The organism is Luteibacter sp., from assembly GCF_036500425.1.
Taxonomy (GTDB): Bacteria; Pseudomonadota; Gammaproteobacteria; order Xanthomonadales; family Rhodanobacteraceae; genus Luteibacter.
The window spans coordinates 21,625-41,266 of sequence record NZ_DASYCB010000018.1; the positions used below are offsets into that span (position 1 = coordinate 21,625).

Here is a 19,642-nt window from a genome sequence, read left to right on the forward strand (position 1 = left end):
GATGGGCGCCCCGGAGGCGCCCATTTCTTTGCCCGCCATACGATCGACGTTTACTACCAAATAAGGTCTGCAGAATGAAAGGGTGCCTTCAGGCGCCCTTTTCTTTTCCTGACTGAACAAGGCAATCTTAAGGCAGCGAATACTTACCACGGAGAATCGCAATGCTTGGCCAGCGAGTCCTTATCGTTTACACGAGCATCCTCACGGCCGCGGTCGTGGTGGCCTTGCTCACTGGTTTCGCGCGGGTCGGCGCCCCTACGTTCGATGAAATCAACGTTCAGCGCATCAACCTGCGCGAGCCAGATGGGACGCTGCGCATGGTCATTGCGAACAGCACGAAACTGCCCGGTGTCATCGTGCGCGGCAATGAGCAGCCCAAAGTCGATCGCCCGCAGGCTGGCATGTTATTTTTCAATGACGAAGGCACCGAGAACGGTGGACTTATCTTCGGTGGACGGCGCGATGCAAAGGGCGATGTCGTCGATGCAGGAGGCAGCCTTTCCTTTGATCGCTATAACGCAAATCAGGTCGTCCAGCTTCTCGGTGTCGACGATAAAGAGAACCACATGGCCGGTCTGGTCATCTCAGACAGCCAGGAAAACGGGCAGGGTGAGCGACGCCTGTGGGCGGGCCGAACAGCTGATGGCGCGTCACGCCTTTCCCTCATGGATGCCAACGGAAAAAAACGTGTGGAAATCAGCGTCGGCGCCAAAGGAGAAGCTGAAATAACGTTCCTCGATGCCGATGGCCATTCGGTAAAGACCATCAGCGGCAGCCCTACCATATCTTCACCTGCTTCTCAGCCGGGCGCACCATAGGGGCCGTCTTGCCGCACTTGAACGCCGCGGCGAATGCCGCGGAATTTGAGGGCGCGACAATTGCCCGCAAGGAGGTCGGCGCGTGCTTGTCCGCGTTGAGCAGCACCTCCGCGCTCTTCGGGCGGATGTTGTTTCGCCAGATACGCGCCGAGCTGATGAAGAAGCGCTGCTCCTGGGTGTAGCCATCGATTTTTTTCCTGGCTTCGGCCGGATTGCTTGCCAGGGCATTTTCCAGCGCATCGTAGGCAATGTTCAGCCCGCCCAGATCAGCGATATTTTCGCCCAGCGTGAGTTCACCATTGACATGTAGATCGGGCTTTTCCTTGATCGGCGCATAGCTATTGAACTGGTCGACCAGTATCGACGCGCGTCGCTTGAACTCCGTTTCATCCTCGGCGGTCCACCAGTCGGCCCGCTTCCCGTTCCCGTCGTATTGGCGCCCGCGATCATCAAAGCCATGGGTCGCTTCGTGTCCGATCAGCGCCCCCGCGCCACCGTAATTAATCGCATCGTCGCCACCCTCGTAAAAGAAAGGCGGCTGCAGGATCGCGGCGGGCAGATTCACCGTGTTCGTGCTGCGCGAGTAGTAGGCATTGACCCGTTGGGGTGGCATATCCCACTCGCTACGATCGGTCGGCCTACCAATGTGGCCAATGTCGTATTCATAATTGAACCTGGTCGCGGCCATGACGGAGCCGTAGTAATCACCCGGCTGGATCACCAGGCCGTCCCAGGGTCGCCAGTGGTCCGGATAGCCCACCTTGGCCACCATCAGGCTCCATTTTTCGATTGCCTTTCGCCGGGTCTCGGCTGTCATCCAGTCAGCATTCTCAATGCGCTGCTTCAGAGCGGCAAGCACGTGGACAGTCAAGGCCTCAGCCCGCTGCTTTGCAGCCGGCGAGAACTCCCTGGCGACATACAGCTGCCCAAGAGCCTGCCCCATCGATTCATTTACCACTCCCAACACGCGTTTCCAGCGTGCGGACTCAGCCGGCTGTCCAGAAAGAGCTTTTCCATAGAACGCAAATCGATTTGCGGCAAATGCGTTGCTAAGGTACGGCGAGGCGTCGTCGATTGTGTGGAACCGCAGGTAAGCCTGCCACTGGCGCGGCGGTGCGCTGGCCAATAGCCGGTCAAACTCGGCGAAGAACTTTGGCTGCGAGAGCGAGAAGGTATCCACCGCAAGGTGCTGGCCAGCGAAGAACGCCTTCCAGTTGAAATGAGGCGTGACCCGTGACGCTTCGTCTATCGACACGACATGGTAGACGTTGGCGGGATTTCGAAGTTCAGCGGCCGATAGTGACGCACTCGCGATCTGCGTTTCCAGCGCGATCACATCGGCAGCCTCCCGCGCCGCGTCCGCCTGGGGTATGCCACTGAGTTCAAGCGAGCGCGACACGTAATCCGTGAACGCAGCCCGGATGTCAGCGTATCGTGCATCGACATAGTAGGCCGGCGTCGGGAGGCTTAGCCCGCCCTGCGTAGCGAAACCTATCTGCTTCGTCCCGTCTTCAAGATCGGCACCCGACCCAAAGTTGAACACGTGTTGTTCGCCAGCGACGAAGCCCTTGAGTATGTAACCGGCAATCTCTTCAGACGTATCCAGGCGTGCAATGGCGCGCAGCGCTGGTTTGACGGGATCTGCTCCCGCCTTTTCCAGCGCCGACTCGTCCATGCCCGCGCGGTAGAGCCAGCCAATTTTCTGTGCGACCGATCCCCGCGCCGCCTGGTCCGCATGAAGCGCTGCATCCTCGACGATATCGTGCTGGATGCCGAGGTTACGCTCCATCAACTGGTCGAAGGCACCCCAGCTCGTGTGGTCGTCGGGGATCGGATTCGCCGCGATCCACTTCCGGTTCACAAAAGTGTCAAGGTTCTCACAGGCATTCGAGTGTTCATCGAGTTCGCGCACATCGAATACCGAACCGCCTCCCGGCGGCGCGGCCTTTACCGGCGCCTCACGGACGGAAAAGAGCACCACGGCCAGTACGATGAATGCCGTCGCTTTCAGAGGATGGAAACGTGTCATCGATGAATCCTTCAAGGGTTCTATGGCCCCAGGCGCACATACCTGTCGCGCGAGCCAATGTCGGCGTTCAGCCCAGATAACCGGATGCTTGCAGTGAGAATAGCTCGGAGTAACGGCCACCACTCGCCATCAGCTGCTCGTGCGTCCCCTCTTCACGAACACAGCCATTGGCAAGCACGAGGATCCGATCCGCCATACGCACACTAGAAAGGCGGTGGGAGATCAGCAGGGTTGTCTTCTTTTGAGTGAGTTCACCAAAACGTTTAAAAATATCGTGTTCTGCCTGCGCATCCAGACTGGCACTCGGCTCATCAAGAATGAGAATTTGCGCATCGCGCATGTAGGCACGCGCCAAAGCGATCTTCTGCCACTGGCCCGTGGAGAGATCCAGTCCTTCATCGAACCGGCGCCCTAACATCTGGTCATACCCATGCGGCAACCGTTCAATGACCTGATCAGCCAGACTCTTTTCCGCGGCGAATCGAATTCTTTGATCATCGTCTATGGCGTCCAGCTGACCAAGGCCGATGTTTTCCCTTGCCAGGAAGTCATAGCGCACAAAATCCTGAAAGACCACGCCGATTTCGCGATGCAGGCTTTCTTGCGAGTAATCTCGTAAATCCACGCCATCGAGGAGGATCTGCCCTTCGGTCGGCTCATAAAGCCTTGCCATGAGCTTGACCAGTGTGGTCTTCCCCGCGCCGTTCTCGCCCACGAGCGCGAGGCATTCACCCGCGCCAAGGCGAAAGCTGACGTTCTTGAGTACCGGCTTCGATGAACCCGCGTAGGCGAAGCTGACGTTTCTGAACTCGAAACCGGAGCGAATGGGTCGAGGAAAGGTCACTGGCGAAGGCGGCGAAACAATCGTCGGCTTGACCGCGAAGAAATCGAACAGGTCCTTGATGTGAAGCGCGTGCTCGCCAACCAGGGTCAAGGCAGAAAACACGCTCTCTACGACCGAACGCATTCGCATGAATGCACCGGAGACGAAGACCAGCTCACCGACGCTGAGTGTGTGGTCCAGTGTGCGCATAAGGATAAGGACATACCCGAGGTAATACCCCGCGATGGGCACAAGGCCGAGCAGCGCACCGACGGAGGCACGACGAACGGATAGGTGGCGGTTGTCCACGTAGAAGCGCTCGAACAGGTTTCGTGCCCGGGAGAGCAAGTAGCTACCCAGGCCGAAGAGTTTCACTTCCTTCGCGCTTTTATCGTTGGTCGAAAGAAACCGGAGGTAGTCGAGCTCGCGGCGTTCCGGCGTCTGTCCATGCAGTAACGAGTACGAAAGCATGGCGAAGCGGGCCTCGCCCCAGAACGACGGCAATATCGCGGTCGGCAATAGAACGAGGAAAATGGGCGAATACGCGATGATCGCTACGCCGAGGGAAAACAGGGTAATAAGCTGTTGTGCCATGCCGCCCAGAACGACCAATAACCGGGTACGCGTCACCGTCTGCTGCTGAGCCCTCTCCATCTTGTCGTAGAAAGTGGCATCTTCGAAGCACGACAGATCCATCGCCTGGGCGTGCGCCATGATGCGCAGGCTGGTGTGGTTGTTGAATTTGTCAGCCAGCAGGCTGTCACAGAGCGTGGTCGCCCGCGTCAAGAGGTCATTGCCCGCAACGAGCATCGCTTCGATGCCAAGATAGATCCACACCAGGTGGCCATCCGGCTTCGGCGCCATGATGGCGTGCACGACCGCGTCAATGATCAGTTTGCCCACCCAGAGCTGCAGGATCGGCGCCACCGAACTAGCCGCCCTAAGTATCAGCGTGCCGAGCGTGAGAGCCGGGCTCGTCTCCCACACCATGCCAAGCAAGGGCAAGACGTGGCGGAGGCTGATCGCACGCTCCCGCCAGGTCATGGTCTTCTTCGTCGCTGCGGCGCCAGGGCTCGTCACTTACGCATCATCCTCGATGAAGCACGCGCATGGGATCGAGCCGCGCCGCGCGAACGGCGGGCACCAGCGCGGCGATAAGCGCTACCACGAGCAGGCATGCCGCCATCGCGACAAACACCAGGGGATCGAGAGTGCTCACTCCGAACAGGTAGCCCTGCAGCAGACGGGTAAGCGAGAGTGACGCTATGACGCCGACAATCAAACCAATGGCGATGATCTTCAGCGAATACCCGAACACGAGCCTGAGGATCGAGCCCGTGGACGCGCCAATGGTCTTCCGGATCGCGATCTCCCTCATGCGGGCCGTGACGTTTTCATCCATCACCCCGTAGATACCGATCATGCCCAGAAGGGTGGCGAGCAATGAGAAACTGCCGAGCAGCACAAGCTGAAAGCGCCGCGTTGCCATGGACGTCGACAGGATCTCCGTCACCGTGCGTGGGGTACCGACGGCGAAGCCCGGCGCGGACGTTCTCAAGGCATCGACGGCCGCGGCGGATTGGGCGGGGCTCCAATCCTTCGAATGGAGCACCGCCTGCACAGGGAACCATGTACTGAAAAGCGTCAGTACGTCGTACTGTGCCTGGGCAAGAGGAATCATTACTGCAGCGGGGGGATCCTGGTCCAGCCGGGAGCGAACATCACCGATGACGCCAACAATTTCGCGAGCTGGGTCACCTACGCCAATCTGTATGGTTCGCCCCAGGGCGGTTCCATCGGGGAACATGCGGTGCGCGAACGTCTCGTTGATGATCGCGACGGGCACCTTGCCCGCGTCATCGGCATCCGTAAACGCACGTCCCTGGCGAAGCGGAATACCAAGGACGTCGAGAACCGAAGGCGTCACCATACTAAAGGAGGCGTTTACCTTGTCGGTTGAACGCGTGGATCTGACGTTCATGTTGCCACCACGTTCGAAGGGGAGGCCCGCCGCGACGATCGCCGCGTCATCCCCCAGGCCCGCCGCCCGCAAGTGCTCCAGCGCAGCCGTGAACGTTTGCTTCGCCTCGGCAACGTTGGGCGCCGTCCAGAAAACGGGTATGGCTACCGCACTTTCCTTCCGGATGCCCGGATCCTGGTTGGCAACATTGCGAAACGTTTGAAACAGCAGCGCCGAACCAATGAGGAGCACGAGGGACAAGGCGATCTGGACCACCACCAGTGAACGCCGCACACGCATCGGGTGCTTTCCGCCGGTTCCCTGCGTTTCCTGCAGCACGCCGAGGAGCTCCATCCGCATGACCCGGTATGCCGGCGCCATGCCAAAGACGAGGGCAGCGATGCATCCGACCAGAGCCGAGAAGCCGAGTGCCCATCCATCAACGTGGATATCTTTAAGCCTCGGGAGCTCCTGCGGGCTCAATGCCAGGAGCCCCTTGAGGCAAAGGATGGAAAGGATGACGCCGGCCGTCGTGCCCAACAGCGCGAGGATGACACTTTCAGCGACGAACTGACGTAATAGCTGGACCGGTCCTGCACCCACTGACATGCGAACGGCAACTTCGTGGCGACGTCCTTCAGCGCGGCTCAACAACAGGCCAACGACGTTTGCACAGGCGATCAGCAGAACGAAGCCCGCAGCCCCGAACAGGACAAGCAGGATAGTGCGCACATTGTCACCCAGCCACGCGCGATAAGAGATCAGCTGTATCGATGTCTCGGGTGACATATCGCCCGGGAAGCGGGCGCGGAAAGCCGTCGTGATCCCGGCCATGCGCGCCTGGGCCTGGGCCATGGTAACGCCGTCCGCGGTCCGCCCAAGCAGTCCGATGTTCTCCCCGGCTCCCACGGTCGTTGAGACAAGAGCCAGCGGTAACCAAACCTCATTGCTCCCGTGGGTGAAGGAGGGCGAACTCCTCTCGAAATCGGCCGGAAGGACGCCGATCACCGTGTAGGCCGTTCCATCTAGCTGCAAGGTGCGGCCAAGGACACTTGTATCGCCACCCGTCATCCGCTGCCACAGCCGATAACCGATGAGCGCAACGCGTGCGCCGGTACCGCGGTCCTCTTCTGGAAGAAAGTCGCGCCCCAACACGGGATGGATATCCAGCACGTGCAGATAATCATGGGATACGTAATAGCCGTTGACGTGCTCTGGAGCATCACCGAACGTGGCGTTGAAGCTCGCGGGGCTGTAAGCCCCGATCGCCTGCAGCGGGGTATCCTGCCCACGCAGGAAACCCAGCTCATCCGCCGTTACGGTCAATTCGTCAACGCCGTCCTGTGAGGTGGTGCACACCTGCACGATCTGCTCGGGCTGCGTATACGGAAGCGGTCGCATCAGCAACCCGTAGGCAACGCTGAAAATTGCCGTGTTGGCGCCGATACCCAAGGCAAGCGTTGCCACCGCCGCGGCGGCGAACAACGGGTACCGTCGCATCATTCGCCAGCTGAACCGTAAATCGAATATCCAGGACAGGGACCAGAACGTGCGCCACGCACTCGGGCCGCGATCAGATGCGTTCGTCATATCACGTGCCCTCAGGATGCCTGGAATTCATGCGCAATCTCCTCAACACGCTGGTTAATGATCCGCTGGACCGCATCCCGGTTGAATCGACGAATGTCCGTGGTGGCACGCTTCACCTTGTCCTGCACGCGCGTGTCGCCATGCGCGCTGTACAGGTCCAGGAGAAGTTCCGCCAGGTGCTCGGTATCCGGCTCAGACCACCGCATGCCCGGATCGACCGCGATGCCAGGCGCGGGAATATCGGCCACCTCACCATGCGTGTAGCGAATGGGAAATGCATTGTGTTCGTTCATGTACTCGAGGTTCCCCGAATAGCCTGTCGCTATAACCGGTTTCGCAAAGAGCATCGCGTCGGAGATGGTCACCCCCCACCCCTCGGCGTGGTGGGCGGACACATAAATCGTGCTCAGTTCATGCAGCGCGGATATGTAGTCGAACGGCATCTGCAGCGGTAGAAAGATGATCTGTGGATGCGACACCCAGGATGGGACGTCCGATGTCGATGCCTTGATCACAAGCCGGGCGCGAGGCATGTCCCCGCACACGCGCTTGAATGTTTCGACAAGGGCCGGGATGTTCTTCCTTGGTTCTTCCAGCGGAGCGATCATGAGGAAGTACACGAAGTCCGGATCGAACCCTATCATGCGCGAGACACCCGTCCTCGCCTCGGTGGAAATCGCGAGATCGCGCTCTATTACGTAGGGCATCACGACAACATTGGGATGGTAGGGAACCAGTGCCTGCCGGCAGAACTCGGACGGTGTCCAGACCTCTTGCACGCGCTCCAGGTTACGCTTCCACAGATCGGGCACATCCTCGGCATGCGGGACGCAGCACGAGACCACGTACCGATCCTTCAGCGCGGGGTGCAGGGCGTAAACCGTCTCGTAGTTGCGTGGCGGATGGTGGACGATTACCAGGTCTGCGGCATCCTGCATGCCGATGATGTCGTGCTCGGTGGCGAGCATCTCCAGATAGGCGGAAGCGATGCGCGACTGGCTGCTGCGGCGCGTGAGGGAGTAGCTGATCTTCAGTCGGCTCATGGCATTCAGTTCGCGTTGACAGTGAGGGGGAGAGGCGACGTCGACGAGGCCTCGCGGGCCATCTCGAGCAACCCGTGTTTCAGAAGGCGGCCGATGTGGCGCTCCACGTCAGAGGAGTGCAATGCGCCAGGGAAGGCATCCAGTACGTCGCTGGTGATGTCGGTCAGGCTCCCGCTACCAGCGCGGTCATGAAACGCACGCAGGATCTGGCGGAAGACGTCCTGCCGGAAATAGCGCGCATCGGCGAGCGCGGGGAGGAAGTCGTCACCCGGCGCGCCTTGCGGTATGCCCAGCACATCGGTCGCCCGCATGGATCGCGTGGGATAGCTAGTGAAGATCGCCGGAAGCGAAACCTGTGGTCGCACCGGACTATGCCGGCGCAGGTGGGCCGCGCGCGCGAACTGCTCTTGCCAGAGCGTGTCGTACGACCGCATGACGACATCCCAGTCGAATGTCTCACGCGCGAAGCGCTGCGCGGCTTCACCCATGCGTGCCCGCATCTGCGAGTCGCCCAGCAAGGCATCAACAGTCTGCTGTAGCACGGCAAGATCCGTGACTGTGCTCAGCTCCCAGTAATTCTCCTGCGCGGCTCCCGCATAGAGCGTAATGACGCTGTGCCCGGAGCCCGAAGGGAGGTAAGTCGGGATCAGGTACCCCGAAACCCCATCTTCAACCCACTCCCGATGCCCGGCCCAGTCGCTGGCAATGATCGGTAGGCCACTGGCCATGGCCTCTGCGATGGTGAGGGAAAATCCTTCGTGCATGGTGCATGCGAGGCCAAGAAAGATGTCCGCCGCCTGGAACAGGGTCTGCTTCATAGCCCGCGTGACGTCCGGAAAGACGGCAAAGCGTTCGCCATATCCCAGCTCTTCCGCGAGTTCGCGCAAAGTGCCGGCCAGATGGTGGCTGGAGTCGTCGCCTGCCATGACAAGGCGAGCGTTGTGCTGCTCGAGGGTCGGTGCGAGTGCACGCAGGAAGGGCAGCATTTCACCCTTGTCGGAGGGTGACAGCCTGCCAAACCAAAGCACGATGGGGCCCGTAGCCGGCAGGGCCAGCGCGCGCCGTGCTTCCTCACGCGAGGTAGCCTGCCAGTCCGCGCTATCGACACCCATCGGGATGACCGGCAGCTCCATAGGCAAGTCGTCGGTGGAGCGCAGCGCTCGCGGGACGGCGCGGAAGCTCGCCTCGATGACCTTGCGAGCGGCGTGGCTGGGGCAAACCAGCGCATCATGCCGGCCGAGCGTGCCCAAGAGGTGGTTGGTGAACAGATAGCGGATACGCGGTATCGGCTGCGGTGAGTGGAGGATTGCCGTGATCGGCCAATCGGGACGCCCAGCATCCTCGCGCATCCACGCGTACTGGAGCATTTCCGGTCCAATGGAAAGCAGCAGCAAGCGCTCCCAGGCATCAAGTGCACGTGGGTCTCCGGCCGCGACAGATCGCACCTTCGCCTGCACATCGGGAAACCAGCGAGGCATGGTGCCCCGGGACGCCAGGAGGGCCTCACGTGGAAGCAACACGGGCCCGTGCTGGCTGCGGGTAAATAGCGCGCGGGAGAAGCCCTCAAGGAAGACATCGAAACCCTGCAAACGCTCCGGCCTGCCCGGCGCTTTGCTGGCCTCCCTGTCTCGAAGTTCTCCATCGAGGAGAATGGCGCCAAAGTCAGAACTCATGGTGGATCCCCCTGGACGGTGAAACGCTTCAAATGGCCTGCAGGACGGGCGTTTCCACATCGAACATCCGGCCATCGTGAAGCCGTACGACCCGATCACCCAGTTCGGTAAAGCGGGGGTCGTGGGAAACCATGCAGATCGTCGATCCATCGCGATGAAGGCGCTGCAGCAACTCCATGACCGCTTCGCCATGCGCCGAGTCCAGGTTCCCTGTCGGCTCATCGGCCAGGAAAATGGAGGGCCGGCTTACAAGCGCACGCGCCACAGCGACGCGCTGCTGCTGGCCGCCGGATAGCTGGTTCGGGAAATGCTTGGCACGATGTGCCATGCCGACCGCCTCAAGCACTTCGTTTACCCGCGTCTGCCGTTCGGCCGCCGGAACGTTCGCGTAATGGAGCGGCAGCTCCACGTTTTCCCTGACCGACATCTCCATGATCAGGTTAAAGCTCTGGAATACGAATCCGATCTGGCTTCCCCGCACCCGTGTCCTCTCGGCCTTCGAAAGCCCGGTCATGGCTCGACCGTTCAACAGGTAGGTGCCGTGCGACGGCGTGTCAAGCAGGCCAAGGATCGATAGAAGGGTCGACTTGCCACAGCCAGAGGGCCCAGCAATGCAAACGAACTCTCCCTCATGAATATCAAACGAAATGTTCGAGAGGGCGTGCGTCTCCATGTCATCCGTCAGGAAGACCTTGGATACGTTCTTGAGATGAATCAGGGGCGATGTCATGCGCTTTCCCGTGGGTGAAGGAGGGATCAACGGAGTCGGATGCGATCGGCACCATGCCAGGCGCTGGTATCACTGAGGATCACCTGCTGCCCAGGCGATATGCCATCAAGCACTTCGAGCCGGGTATCAGACCCACGCCCGAAATGCACCTGCGTTCTAACGGCGTCCTTGCCGTCTTCGGTAAGCCGGAAGACCGTGGCGGTGGAGTGCGCCTGGACAAGACTGGGGCGGCTGACGAACACACCGTTCGGGATATTTTCGACCAGGATGGTTCCTTCCACGGAGAGATCCGGTCGCGCGCCCGGCGGCAATTCGCCCCCAAGGGCCACGTCGACGGTCATCGTGCCGTTCCTGATACTCGGGTCGGCGCGAATGACGCGGCCATCAACTTTCCCGTTATAGGTGTCGACCACGACGGGGAGACCTACACGAACATCTTTCGCCTGGATCTGCTCGACCTTCAGGACCGCCTTGAGAGGCGCAGGCTTGGCGACGATTGCCAGCGTAGTGCCTACCGTGCAACGCGCACCCACCTGGATAGGCAGCTGCTGGAGAATGCCATCCATACCGGCCCGAACCTGTAACGAGGCCACTTGCGCCTGCTTTAGCGCGTACATCGAGCGTGCCTGCTCCAGCTTCGCCTTCGCCGGTGCAATCGTGCCTCCTTCGCCCCGGCCCTCAAAGAAGCGCAGCCGCGATCGGGCTGCGGCCAGCTGTGCGTCGGCTTCTTCCAGTGCTACTCGCACGCGCAGCATATCGATGCTGTTGTCCTGGTAGAGCCCCTTCTTTTCAAGGAGAAGGTAGGCGTCCAGTTTCGCCCTGGCCTCTTTCGCGGCTCCCGCGGCTGTGTCGACAACGGTCTTCTGGTCGAGGTGTTGCAGCTCATACTCCGCCTCGGCGCTACGCAGCTGCCACATGGCATCGTGCATCGCCTGTTCGAGCTCGGGGCTTTCCAGCTCCGCGATCAGCGTGTCCGGATGAACGACCGCGCCGGGGTACTCGTGGATACGTGCGACCACGCATGTGTTCTGCGACGTGATGATGCGGAGATCCACGGGCTCGAGGGTCCCGTTGGCCTTTACCTCGATCGCCAGGTTACCGCGCGCTACCTTGCCGATCAGCACGGAGTCCCGGTCCACCGACGGAAGCGCCGCCGGGATCCTGCTCACGTAGTAGATTGCGCCAATCAGCCCTACGGCCGCGACGATGAGCAAGGGAGACCGAAACCTGGTGCGAGGCGGAGTGCGTGGAATATCCATAGACCTTTATTCTTGTAAGACTAAGCGCAGGCGCTTTCCTCACGCGCTACTACCGCCCTCCCAAAGGAGGCCATGTAGGCCGCGTGCATTGCCTGGAACGATATTTCGGGCCCGTATGGCGTCTCACGAACTACGGTTGGAATCACATTCTCGGGCCGGCGATGGTCGTGCGGCGCGCCCCAGAAAGATCGTGACTGATACCACTCAGCGGAACGCGAAGACCAATAGCTGACGGCGTAAGACCGCGTCAGGCCAGGCTGGTTGCAGTGACACGTACCGTGCACGAGATCCGAGCGGAACACGACCGCGTCGCCCTTCTTCAAAAGAAGAGGCTGCAAGGCCACGGATTGAGCCGCATGGCCGAACTTCGTCTGCTTCACATATCGCCAGAGGGGGAGCGTTGCCTCGTAGAACGCCGTGGCGCTGGTTTCACCCATCTGCTCACGCAGCAACCCGACAAGGTCGGGCCTTTCATCGTTCACCGCCTCCTCCAGTAACATGGAGACGCTGGCATGAGTGCCCGGTAACACGTACATGGGCCCCGCATCGGGGTGGATATCTTCCAGCGCATACCACAACCGGACTTCGGTGCCAGCCTTTGATACACGTAGATCGAGGCTGTCATTGTGTGGCGGCGTATTGCGATGGAAGAAGCCGGTCTCCGGCTGCCGCATGACCGCGGCTTCGCCAAAGTGTTGTTCAAGGAACGTGCGGAGCGCTCTGGGATGAAAAAGCTGCCGGGTGGCCTCGTGGGTTTCATGAAAGACGTGCCTGGCCTTCTTGAGCTCCTCTCGCTTCTCCGTGCTGAGCGCGCTGACATCCTCTCCGATCGGGACGCCCTCACGCTCGTTCAGCGCACGATATGCCGCGACGTGTTCGTCGATCAGGTCGTGCGGCTGGAGGCCAGGCCAGATGAAATAGCCTTGCGTATCCAGCTCGCGAGAGAACTCAGCGAAGTCGATCATGGCCATGCCCCTCAAGCCTCAAGGACGCGTGTTTCCATCGCGGAAGCATCCCGCTGGTTCTCGAAAAGCTCATCAAGGAAGAACTCCGGCGCGGCGCGGCTGTGCAGGCGCGCGATGAAGAGGGCGATTCCCGTGCTACCGGTCAGGTAGTCGCAACTGATCTTCCAAAGCTCATCGCCAGGGAACGCGATGCCTTGACCCTCGCGTTCAAGCTGGAAAAGCAGGACGCCACGGGCCACTCGGTGTGCCCCGGCCATGCATTCCGCCTCGTCGATGCCGTGATTCGCCATATCGATGAGGAAGTCACCCAGCCCGGCCAAGCCGAATGCCTTCTGGGGAAAGATCGCGTAGCGGCGGATAGCAGCTCGCTTTATCCCCATCAGTGCATCGAGATAGCGGGCATCACCCGTGAAGCGGTGATAGCGAAGCAGCACAGCACCCACGCCAGCGCCACCGAACTCGAAATAAGGAACGACTGCGCGCTCAGCGCCCGTTCGGTTCGGCCAGAGCAGACCGCCATCCATGGGGATCGCCAGGGACAAGTCGAAATCCATCGCTGCTCGCCCGGCATCGAGATACTTTGTCTCGCCGGTCGCCAGGTGAAGGTAGAGGAGAAATAGCGCGATGCCGCTTGCGCCACGCAATAAGCCGAATAGTGCGCCATCGGGTCCGTTCCAGGCGCGGCTGACATCCCCGCCGGCCTGCGACAGTGCGAGAAGGAGCTTATCTCCGCACTCGACGGCATGAGACAGGTCGCGGGCCTCGCCCAGCGCGAGGTGGAAGCGAAGTGACGCGAGGCCCTGGCCGGCCAGGCCATACGCCAGGTCAAAGGTGGGCGCCATCGGATGCGTGCGGCTTGATTCAACGATAGCGCGCGCGGCATCCTCGTGGCCGAGGTCCAGTAGTGACCAGGCGATACCCGACATGCCCAGCAGGAGTCCCGGCGGGTAGTCCCCGGTCGTAACGGGGTGGTTGAGTATCCATTGCCTGATGGCATCGGGCACCTCACCTGCCAGCCTCGCCAACGCCATGGCGACGCCGCATGCGCCATAGCCCACACTCAGTGGGTTGGTGACAAAGACCATGGGGTCTGCCGGGAACAAGCGATCACCCCGATCTACTCGCGCGTGATGCAAGGTGTAGCGGACGATGCCCTTGACCACGGCGTCGGCTTCGTCGCGATCCACGATGTCATCGAGAGCGGCCTTGGGCTCACGGAACGGAGTCGGATCCTCCAGCACCCGTGCGATATCTTCCGCACGCGGGCGGCGTGACGGATCCTTATCCATCAGCTGAAGGATCAGCGAGACGAGGCTCTCCGGCAGGCCGTATTCTTCTCCAATAAGGGGAATGAACCGTTCATGGATCGTATCGCTTAAACCTAAGGCCGCATGGATGGGCATCAGGTAGGCAAACATAAGCGCGCCGACGGAGAACAGGTCGTTCGCGTATTCGGGCGCGTCTCCCTTGAAGATATCGGCAGAAGCGAAACCCGGCGTGAAAAGATTGCTTTGCTTATCGACACCCAACTCCGACGCCGCTTCAAAATCGACCAGTCGTACGCGACCATCCTTCAGGATGAGTACGTTGGTGGGTGAGAGATCGCGGAAGACGACGCCGTTCGCCGCCAGACGCCGCACGACCTCGTTGAGGCCGATGAACACTGGCTTGAAGGCTGCGTAGAATTCCGCGACATCCTCCTTCGTTGGCTGTACGGTACGCGTGATGTTATGCAGCACCGCGTGATGCCGGAGCGTCATTCCGTCCAGGAATTCCTCGACCAGGAAAGAGTGTTCCCATTCCTCGAAGAAATCGATGGGCCGAGGGCCTATCTCCTCACCTGCCAGTTTCTGGAGGAGTCGGTACTCCTTGCGAAGCAGATTGAGCGATTCCGCGCCACTGACATCCACATTGGTCTTCGGCCGGGCTTCCTTGATCACCACCTTCTGGCCAGTTTGCCGGTCCAGTGCGAGGTAAATGCCTCCCGTGTTGGTATGACGGAGCGCGGACTCGATTTCGTAACGCCCATCGTTGAGCGTAAGCGTGTCAGATTCGGGCTCTTCACCGTGAGCGAACGCGGGCTCTTCGATCCACGCGGGAACGTGATAGAACGCCTGTCGTTGATCAGGGACTTTCTCGCCTGTCGGCGACAGAAGGTAGGCGTACCGGTCGCCCTTGATCCTGAGCTCGGACAGACCGGAGATGCCACCATAGCGAAAGAAGACGCACTTGCTCTCCTTATACCGCTGGTCCGACAGGATATAAGGACCTTCGAGGTGCAGCGTCGCCTGGTGAAGGTCCTCGATGAGTTCGTGGAAGTGCTCGGTGCTGCGCGGATAAATGGTCATGAACTTGCCAGACCCACCGCGCGCCCATTGCTTGCTGGTAAGCAGGAAGAGGATGTTCGGGTCGGCAGCGAATTTGAATGATACGCCGTGCCGCATAAGTACCGGCAGTGTCGCGTTGAGCGTATCCGACACGGTGTGTGTCACGGCGGATACGTGAATTTTCCACCCCTGGTCGAGCGATGTGTGACTGGGCGCAATACAGTGATACCAGATGCTGTTTCGGACAATACGCCATGCCTCTGGCAATACTGACCTCACCCCCCGGAAGTAAGCGTCGTCATCCACAGCGAGATGATCGAGCGACTCGTAAAATTCCGGATGACTCAAGGTATAGGCGAACTTGGGAATGGTAGGCATCGGCGTATTTTCTTTTCTGCGTCCATGTACGTTGAAATGAGTACGCCATCATGGCCCTGGTACCAGCGACCATGATGACGGTCCTTCAATCACCGGTGCTTGTCAGGATCCATGAGAATGACCCCTCCCCCGGTGCAACGGCATCTAATTCAAGCGTGATGCCACAGATCAGCAAGCCTGCACGTTAGTCGCAGCGGCCGACGGAACAAAGACGGACGAGGTATTGCAGCCCGACGAGCTGCAGGTCGACCAACACAGTTCATCATCCAGCGGATCGGTCTGCGAGTTGACGCTCTGCAGTGCAAGGATCTTGTTCATGGAACCTCCTGACGTTGATTGGTGGTTTGTTCGGAAACTGCTGGCGCCCCATTAAGAGGACGCCGAGACATCAGCAAGCCTGGACGTTCGTCGCGCCAGCCGACGGAACAAACACGGAGGAGGAATTGCAGTTCGACGAGCTGCAGGTCGACCAACACAGCTCATCATCCAGCGGATCGGTCTGGGAATTGACGTTCTGCAGAGCGAGGATCTTGTTCATGAAGCCTCCAAACATTGATTGATGGTTAGTACTTCGAATGGGGCTCGTGATGACTGAAACGCCCTCTGCCTGGGTGGCCCCTGAATCGGCATCCGGCCGAACTCCGCCATTGTGAATCCCCAATAAATCTTTCGATGAATATGGACTACGCGCAATAAGGGTTATCTGACATTTGTGTAGGCGAGGACCTACGCAATTTCGGCCATATGTGATCGACGTCTCGTTGAGCGGCCGAAAACGAACAAGAAAAAGGCGCCTCACGGCGCCCTTTGGTTATTCAATGTGTGTGCTTACCTACTGTTCTCGACATGCGCGGGCTCCCAACCTGCAGGCGCCTCAGCCGGCATACCGTAGGCGCGCAGCGCCGCAAGCACCACGCTCATCTCGGTGCCGCCGCTGCGGGCCAACGCCAGCAGCTTCTGCGCGGTAGCCTTGTCGCCCTGGGCCTGGACGTTGAGCTGGGCGAAACGCTGCATCTGCCAGATCAGGTTGAGGCGAGCGGCCTTCGCGGACTGCTGGTCGGCGGCATCGGTCGACAGCGTCTCGCGCAGGTGCAGGCCCAGCGAACGACCAAGCGGGCTGCTGCCCCACTCCAGGACCTTGGCCAGCTTCAGGCAATCGCCGACGATGGCGCTGTTGTCCTTGTTGTCGTCGCAGAACTTCGCCGTGGACTGGAAGCCCGGCATCGGCTGCGCGCTGGCCAGGCCGAACACGATCACCATCTGCACGCCGGCGGCGCCGGCGCCCTGCAGGGCGTTGAAGGTGTTCGGCGGTGGCGGCAGCTGGCTCACCGAGTTCGCCAGCGCCTTCATGCTCGCGCCGAGGTAGTCGTCGTAGGTCTTCGCGTTGGCCGCCTTGGCCAAATCGGCACGGGCGGCCCTGGTCTCACCGTTGTGCTCGTCGATACCGAGCTTGAGCAGCCACACCGCCGCATTATCCGGGGCCTGGGTCTCCAGTTGGGTGACCGCCTCGGGATTCGGGCAGGCCTCCTTCTGTTTTGCTTCGCAATCGGCCAGGCGGACCCAGGTGACCTGGGGGCCGGCATCGGCGTTGCGCGAGGCACGCTCGAGCAGGGCGTGGTAGCTAAGCACCTCGGGCGGGTTCGGAAGCGGGCGCGCCAGCAGCGCGGCACCGAGCAGGGGCTCGGCCTCCGTACGCAGCGCCAGCACGCTCGCCAGATCCTTCTGGAACTGCAGCAGGGCCTGGGTGTGGTCCTTCTGCGCTTTCTGGTCGGCCTTGGCAGGCGCCGCCGCGGGTGCCCCCGGCCATGAGGTGGCGGCGAGCGCCGGCAGGGAAAGCAGGCTGGCAACCGCCAGGGTTAGGACGCGGCGTCCCCGCATGCGACATCTCCGTGAAATAAAACGATAAGGATACGGCCGCAGCATGAACGGAAGCTGCGGCCCTTTGGCTTCACACATGGTCGACATTGTTACCATTGGGGCCAGCGCGGGGGGAACATGCCAGCTACCGGCCGCATGACCGATGCATCAATCCTGCGATAGAACAGGAGCTTACAATGGATCAATTCGCCATCCTCACTAGCCAGCCCGCTGGTTTCTTCGTCGGTTGGGGCACTCTCTCGCTGATCAACGCCGGTCTTGCCCAAGGCAAGAACCGTAGCGGGCTCCTATGGTTCCTGCTTTCGCTCATCCTCGGCCCGATCGGGACCCTGGTCTTGGTCCTGATGCCCAAGGTTCGTGCAAAGCTGTTTTGATCCGCCGCCCGCCCTGTGTAGGCTAGGCCACTCCCGACGGCAGGTGCTCGCGGATGCTTACGACGCTCGTGGCAAGCAGCAAGGGTGGTTGCGGCAAGTCGACGCTGGTCACCCAGCTCGCGGCCTATTGGTCTCAGGCCGGCAAGCATGCGGCCATCATCGATGCGGACCGGCAGCATTCCAGCCTGCGCTGGGCGGGCCGCCGCCCCGAGAACGCACCGGCCGTCACCGCCATCGAAGGCAGCCGCAAGGCCTTCGACCGGCTCTCCGACGATATCCAGCGGGTCATGATCGACATGCCGGCAGGCATGGACGCTAAAGACATGGAGCCCTACCTGGACAAGGCCGATGTCATCCTCGTCCCGGTGCTCCCCTCCACGTTCGACCTGGACGCGACGCTGGATTTTCTCAAGATCCTGCAAGGCATCCCCCGGGTGAAACGTGGCAAGCTGCCCGTGGGCCTGGTGGGCAACCGCCTGAAGCCGTGGACAAACGCCAGCCAGCAAGCCATGGCGGAACTTGCCGAACAGGCACCGTTCCCGGTGGTGGCTGAATTGCGTGATTCGCAGGCTTACGTCTTGCTCACGGCGCTCGGTAAGGGCATCTTCGACTATCACTCGGAAAACGTACGCGGACACCAGGACGACTGGGCGAAACTGCTTCGCTGGATCAAGCGAAGTACCTGAGCGTAAGGGCAACCGCGACGGCAGTATTACGCCACTCACAGTGGCCTTAGCGGAGGACGGTACCCATGCGTGAACTCATTCTTCTTCGCCATGCCGAGGCGGAAGCCGGCAGGGACGGCAAGGACGACCGCGAGCGAAAACTCACCGAACACGGTCAACGCGAATCGCGCGCCGCGGGTGCGTGGCTCGCCGAGCACAAGATCAAGTACGACCGCGTGCTGTGTTCGCCCTCCGCGCGAACGCGTGAAACCGCCGCCCTGGCGCTAGGCCAGGTCGAGCCTCTTTACGAAGAGGCCATTTACGACGCCACGCCCGGCGACCTCTACGAGCTGCTGGACCAGCAGTCGGATGTCGAGCGCGTCGTGCTCGTCGGTCACAATCCCGGCATCGAACAGCTGGTAGCCTTCCTCGTCGAGGGCCGCTCCGAGGACTACCGCGGCATGCCCCCCGGCGGCATGGCCCGCCTGGCGTTCGACGGCAACTTCGAACCCGGCAAGGCCAAACTCGAAACCTTCTGGTCCCCACCTAACTAGTCCCGTCCGCCGAGTTCCTGATGCGTTTCCTGTTGTCGGCGATCGCAGTGCTTTTCCTGATGTCGCCTGCGGCCGCCGCCGACCTGCGCATCGATTCCGCCCGCTCGAAGGCCGAGTTCTCGGTGCGCCTGTTGTGGGTCACCTCGGTCACCGGCCATTTCGAAGGGATCCGTGGTGATCTCACGACCGATCCGGCCACCGCCACGGCGGTGGTCCGGGCCGACATCGACACCGAGAACATCCGCATGGAATCCGCGCGCCTGCGCCGCTGGGTGCTGGCGCCGGAATTCTTCGATGCGGAACATCACCCGCGAATCCAGTTCGTCTCCGCCGCCACGCCACTGACCCGGCTCAGCGAGGGCGGTGACGTCGCCGGGGAACTCACGATCCGTGGGGTCACCCGCCCGGTCACCTTCCGGCTCCTCGCCAACCGTTGCCCACCCGAGGCCATGGCGGGGTGCGTCCTGCAGTTGCAGGGCATGATCGATCGCACCGACTTCGGCATGCTCGGCCGTCGCGGCGCCCTGTCCGATCGCGTGAACCTGGGCATGGCCATCGTCATCGAGGCGATGTAAA

The 19,642-nt window shown here is 61.0% G+C and carries 17 protein-coding genes; 5 read left to right on the forward strand and 12 right to left on the reverse strand.

Features of this window, described 5'->3' with window-relative positions; translation table 11 throughout:
• Positions 1–161: 161 nt before the first annotated feature.
• Positions 162–818, forward strand: coding sequence for a hypothetical protein (locus VGN46_RS04130; RefSeq protein WP_331640931.1), 657 nt, complete (start codon positions 162–164; stop codon positions 816–818).
• On the opposite strand, the gene VGN46_RS04135 is transcribed toward VGN46_RS04130, so the two are convergent.
• The 12 genes from VGN46_RS04135 to VGN46_RS04190 form a co-directional block, all read right to left on the reverse strand.
• On the reverse strand, positions 778–2,847 hold the full coding sequence (locus VGN46_RS04135) for a M13 family metallopeptidase (protein ID WP_331640933.1): 2,070 nt from the start codon (positions 2,845–2,847) through the stop codon (positions 778–780). The two genes, VGN46_RS04130 and VGN46_RS04135, sit on opposite strands and share 41 nt — an antisense overlap.
• A 67-nt stretch (positions 2,848–2,914) precedes the next feature.
• Entirely contained in the window at positions 2,915–4,714 is a 1,800-nt protein-coding gene (locus VGN46_RS04140; protein WP_331640934.1) for an ABC transporter ATP-binding protein, read from the reverse strand.
• Positions 4,715–4,757: 43 nt separating this feature from the next.
• Positions 4,758–7,220 carry an ABC transporter permease gene (locus VGN46_RS04145; protein ID WP_331640935.1) on the reverse strand — a complete coding sequence of 821 codons (2,463 nt, stop codon included), beginning with the start codon at positions 7,218–7,220 and terminating at the stop codon, positions 4,758–4,760.
• An 11-nt stretch (positions 7,221–7,231) separates the two neighbouring features.
• Positions 7,232–8,263: a glycosyltransferase gene (locus VGN46_RS04150; RefSeq protein ID WP_331640937.1), complete on the reverse strand. Its 1,032-nt coding sequence runs from the start codon at positions 8,261–8,263 to the stop codon at positions 7,232–7,234.
• Positions 8,264–8,268: 5 nt separating this feature from the next.
• Positions 8,269–9,936: a glycosyltransferase family 4 protein gene (locus tag VGN46_RS04155; RefSeq protein WP_331640939.1), complete on the reverse strand. Its 1,668-nt coding sequence runs from the start codon at positions 9,934–9,936 to the stop codon at positions 8,269–8,271.
• A 28-nt stretch (positions 9,937–9,964) separates the two neighbouring features.
• The gene (locus tag VGN46_RS04160) at positions 9,965–10,666 is read right to left on the reverse strand and encodes an ABC transporter ATP-binding protein (protein ID WP_331640940.1); all 702 of its coding nucleotides are present in this window, start codon (positions 10,664–10,666) and stop codon (positions 9,965–9,967) included.
• Positions 10,667–10,692: 26 nt separating this feature from the next.
• Positions 10,693–11,835 carry an efflux RND transporter periplasmic adaptor subunit gene (locus VGN46_RS04165; protein ID WP_331640942.1) on the reverse strand — a complete coding sequence of 381 codons (1,143 nt, stop codon included), beginning with the start codon at positions 11,833–11,835 and terminating at the stop codon, positions 10,693–10,695.
• 110 nt (positions 11,836–11,945) lie between these two features.
• Entirely contained in the window at positions 11,946–12,896 is a 951-nt protein-coding gene (locus VGN46_RS04170) for a phytanoyl-CoA dioxygenase family protein (RefSeq protein ID WP_331640944.1), read from the reverse strand.
• A 5-nt stretch (positions 12,897–12,901) separates the two neighbouring features.
• Positions 12,902–15,595 carry a class III lanthionine synthetase LanKC gene (gene lanKC / locus VGN46_RS04175; RefSeq protein WP_331640947.1) on the reverse strand — a complete coding sequence of 898 codons (2,694 nt, stop codon included), beginning with the start codon at positions 15,593–15,595 and terminating at the stop codon, positions 12,902–12,904.
• 168 nt (positions 15,596–15,763) lie between these two features.
• Positions 15,764–15,913 (reverse strand): hypothetical protein, encoded by a 150-nt coding sequence (locus VGN46_RS04180; protein WP_331640949.1) that lies wholly within the window; start codon positions 15,911–15,913, stop codon positions 15,764–15,766.
• Between the two features lie 70 nt (positions 15,914–15,983).
• Complete coding sequence (locus tag VGN46_RS04185) at positions 15,984–16,133, reverse strand: hypothetical protein (RefSeq protein WP_331640952.1); 150 nt, start codon at positions 16,131–16,133, stop codon at positions 15,984–15,986.
• 290 nt (positions 16,134–16,423) lie between these two features.
• On the reverse strand, positions 16,424–17,473 hold the full coding sequence (locus tag VGN46_RS04190) for a hypothetical protein (protein WP_331640953.1): 1,050 nt from the start codon (positions 17,471–17,473) through the stop codon (positions 16,424–16,426).
• Between the two features lie 176 nt (positions 17,474–17,649).
• Between VGN46_RS04190 and VGN46_RS04195 the strand changes: the two genes are divergently transcribed.
• From VGN46_RS04195 to VGN46_RS04210, 4 genes are all read left to right on the forward strand, one after another.
• Entirely contained in the window at positions 17,650–17,847 is a 198-nt protein-coding gene (locus VGN46_RS04195) for an antitermination protein NusB (RefSeq protein WP_331640954.1), read from the forward strand.
• Positions 17,848–17,900: 53 nt separating this feature from the next.
• A complete protein-coding gene (locus tag VGN46_RS04200) occupies positions 17,901–18,533 on the forward strand; it encodes a ParA family protein (RefSeq protein ID WP_331640955.1) in 633 nt (210 codons plus the stop codon).
• 65 nt (positions 18,534–18,598) lie between these two features.
• Positions 18,599–19,066: a histidine phosphatase family protein gene (locus VGN46_RS04205; RefSeq protein WP_331640957.1), complete on the forward strand. Its 468-nt coding sequence runs from the start codon at positions 18,599–18,601 to the stop codon at positions 19,064–19,066.
• 20 nt (positions 19,067–19,086) lie between these two features.
• Positions 19,087–19,641: a YceI family protein gene (locus VGN46_RS04210; protein ID WP_331640959.1), complete on the forward strand. Its 555-nt coding sequence runs from the start codon at positions 19,087–19,089 to the stop codon at positions 19,639–19,641.
• Position 19,642: the final 1 nt, after the last annotated feature.

Coding starts and splice junctions, on each gene's coding strand:
- VGN46_RS04185 (WP_331640952.1), bottom strand. CDS start 16,133: ATGAACAAGATCCTCGCTCTGCAGAACGTCAATTCCCAGACCGATCCG.
- VGN46_RS04145 (WP_331640935.1), bottom strand. CDS start 7,220: ATGACGAACGCATCTGATCGCGGCCCGAGTGCGTGGCGCACGTTCTGG.
- VGN46_RS04170 (WP_331640944.1), bottom strand. CDS start 12,896: ATGGCCATGATCGACTTCGCTGAGTTCTCTCGCGAGCTGGATACGCAA.
- VGN46_RS04205 (WP_331640957.1), top strand. CDS start 18,599: ATGCGTGAACTCATTCTTCTTCGCCATGCCGAGGCGGAAGCCGGCAGG.
- VGN46_RS04155 (WP_331640939.1), bottom strand. CDS start 9,936: ATGAGTTCTGACTTTGGCGCCATTCTCCTCGATGGAGAACTTCGAGAC.
- VGN46_RS04140 (WP_331640934.1), bottom strand. CDS start 4,714: ATGACCTGGCGGGAGCGTGCGATCAGCCTCCGCCACGTCTTGCCCTTG.
- lanKC (WP_331640947.1), bottom strand. CDS start 15,595: ATGCCTACCATTCCCAAGTTCGCCTATACCTTGAGTCATCCGGAATTT.
- VGN46_RS04180 (WP_331640949.1), bottom strand. CDS start 15,913: ATGAACAAGATCCTTGCACTGCAGAGCGTCAACTCGCAGACCGATCCG.
- VGN46_RS04130 (WP_331640931.1), top strand. CDS start 162: ATGCTTGGCCAGCGAGTCCTTATCGTTTACACGAGCATCCTCACGGCC.
- VGN46_RS04195 (WP_331640954.1), top strand. CDS start 17,650: ATGGATCAATTCGCCATCCTCACTAGCCAGCCCGCTGGTTTCTTCGTC.
- VGN46_RS04190 (WP_331640953.1), bottom strand. CDS start 17,473: ATGCGGGGACGCCGCGTCCTAACCCTGGCGGTTGCCAGCCTGCTTTCC.
- VGN46_RS04150 (WP_331640937.1), bottom strand. CDS start 8,263: ATGAGCCGACTGAAGATCAGCTACTCCCTCACGCGCCGCAGCAGCCAG.
- VGN46_RS04135 (WP_331640933.1), bottom strand. CDS start 2,847: ATGACACGTTTCCATCCTCTGAAAGCGACGGCATTCATCGTACTGGCC.
- VGN46_RS04210 (WP_331640959.1), top strand. CDS start 19,087: ATGCGTTTCCTGTTGTCGGCGATCGCAGTGCTTTTCCTGATGTCGCCT.
- VGN46_RS04200 (WP_331640955.1), top strand. CDS start 17,901: ATGCTTACGACGCTCGTGGCAAGCAGCAAGGGTGGTTGCGGCAAGTCG.
- VGN46_RS04160 (WP_331640940.1), bottom strand. CDS start 10,666: ATGACATCGCCCCTGATTCATCTCAAGAACGTATCCAAGGTCTTCCTG.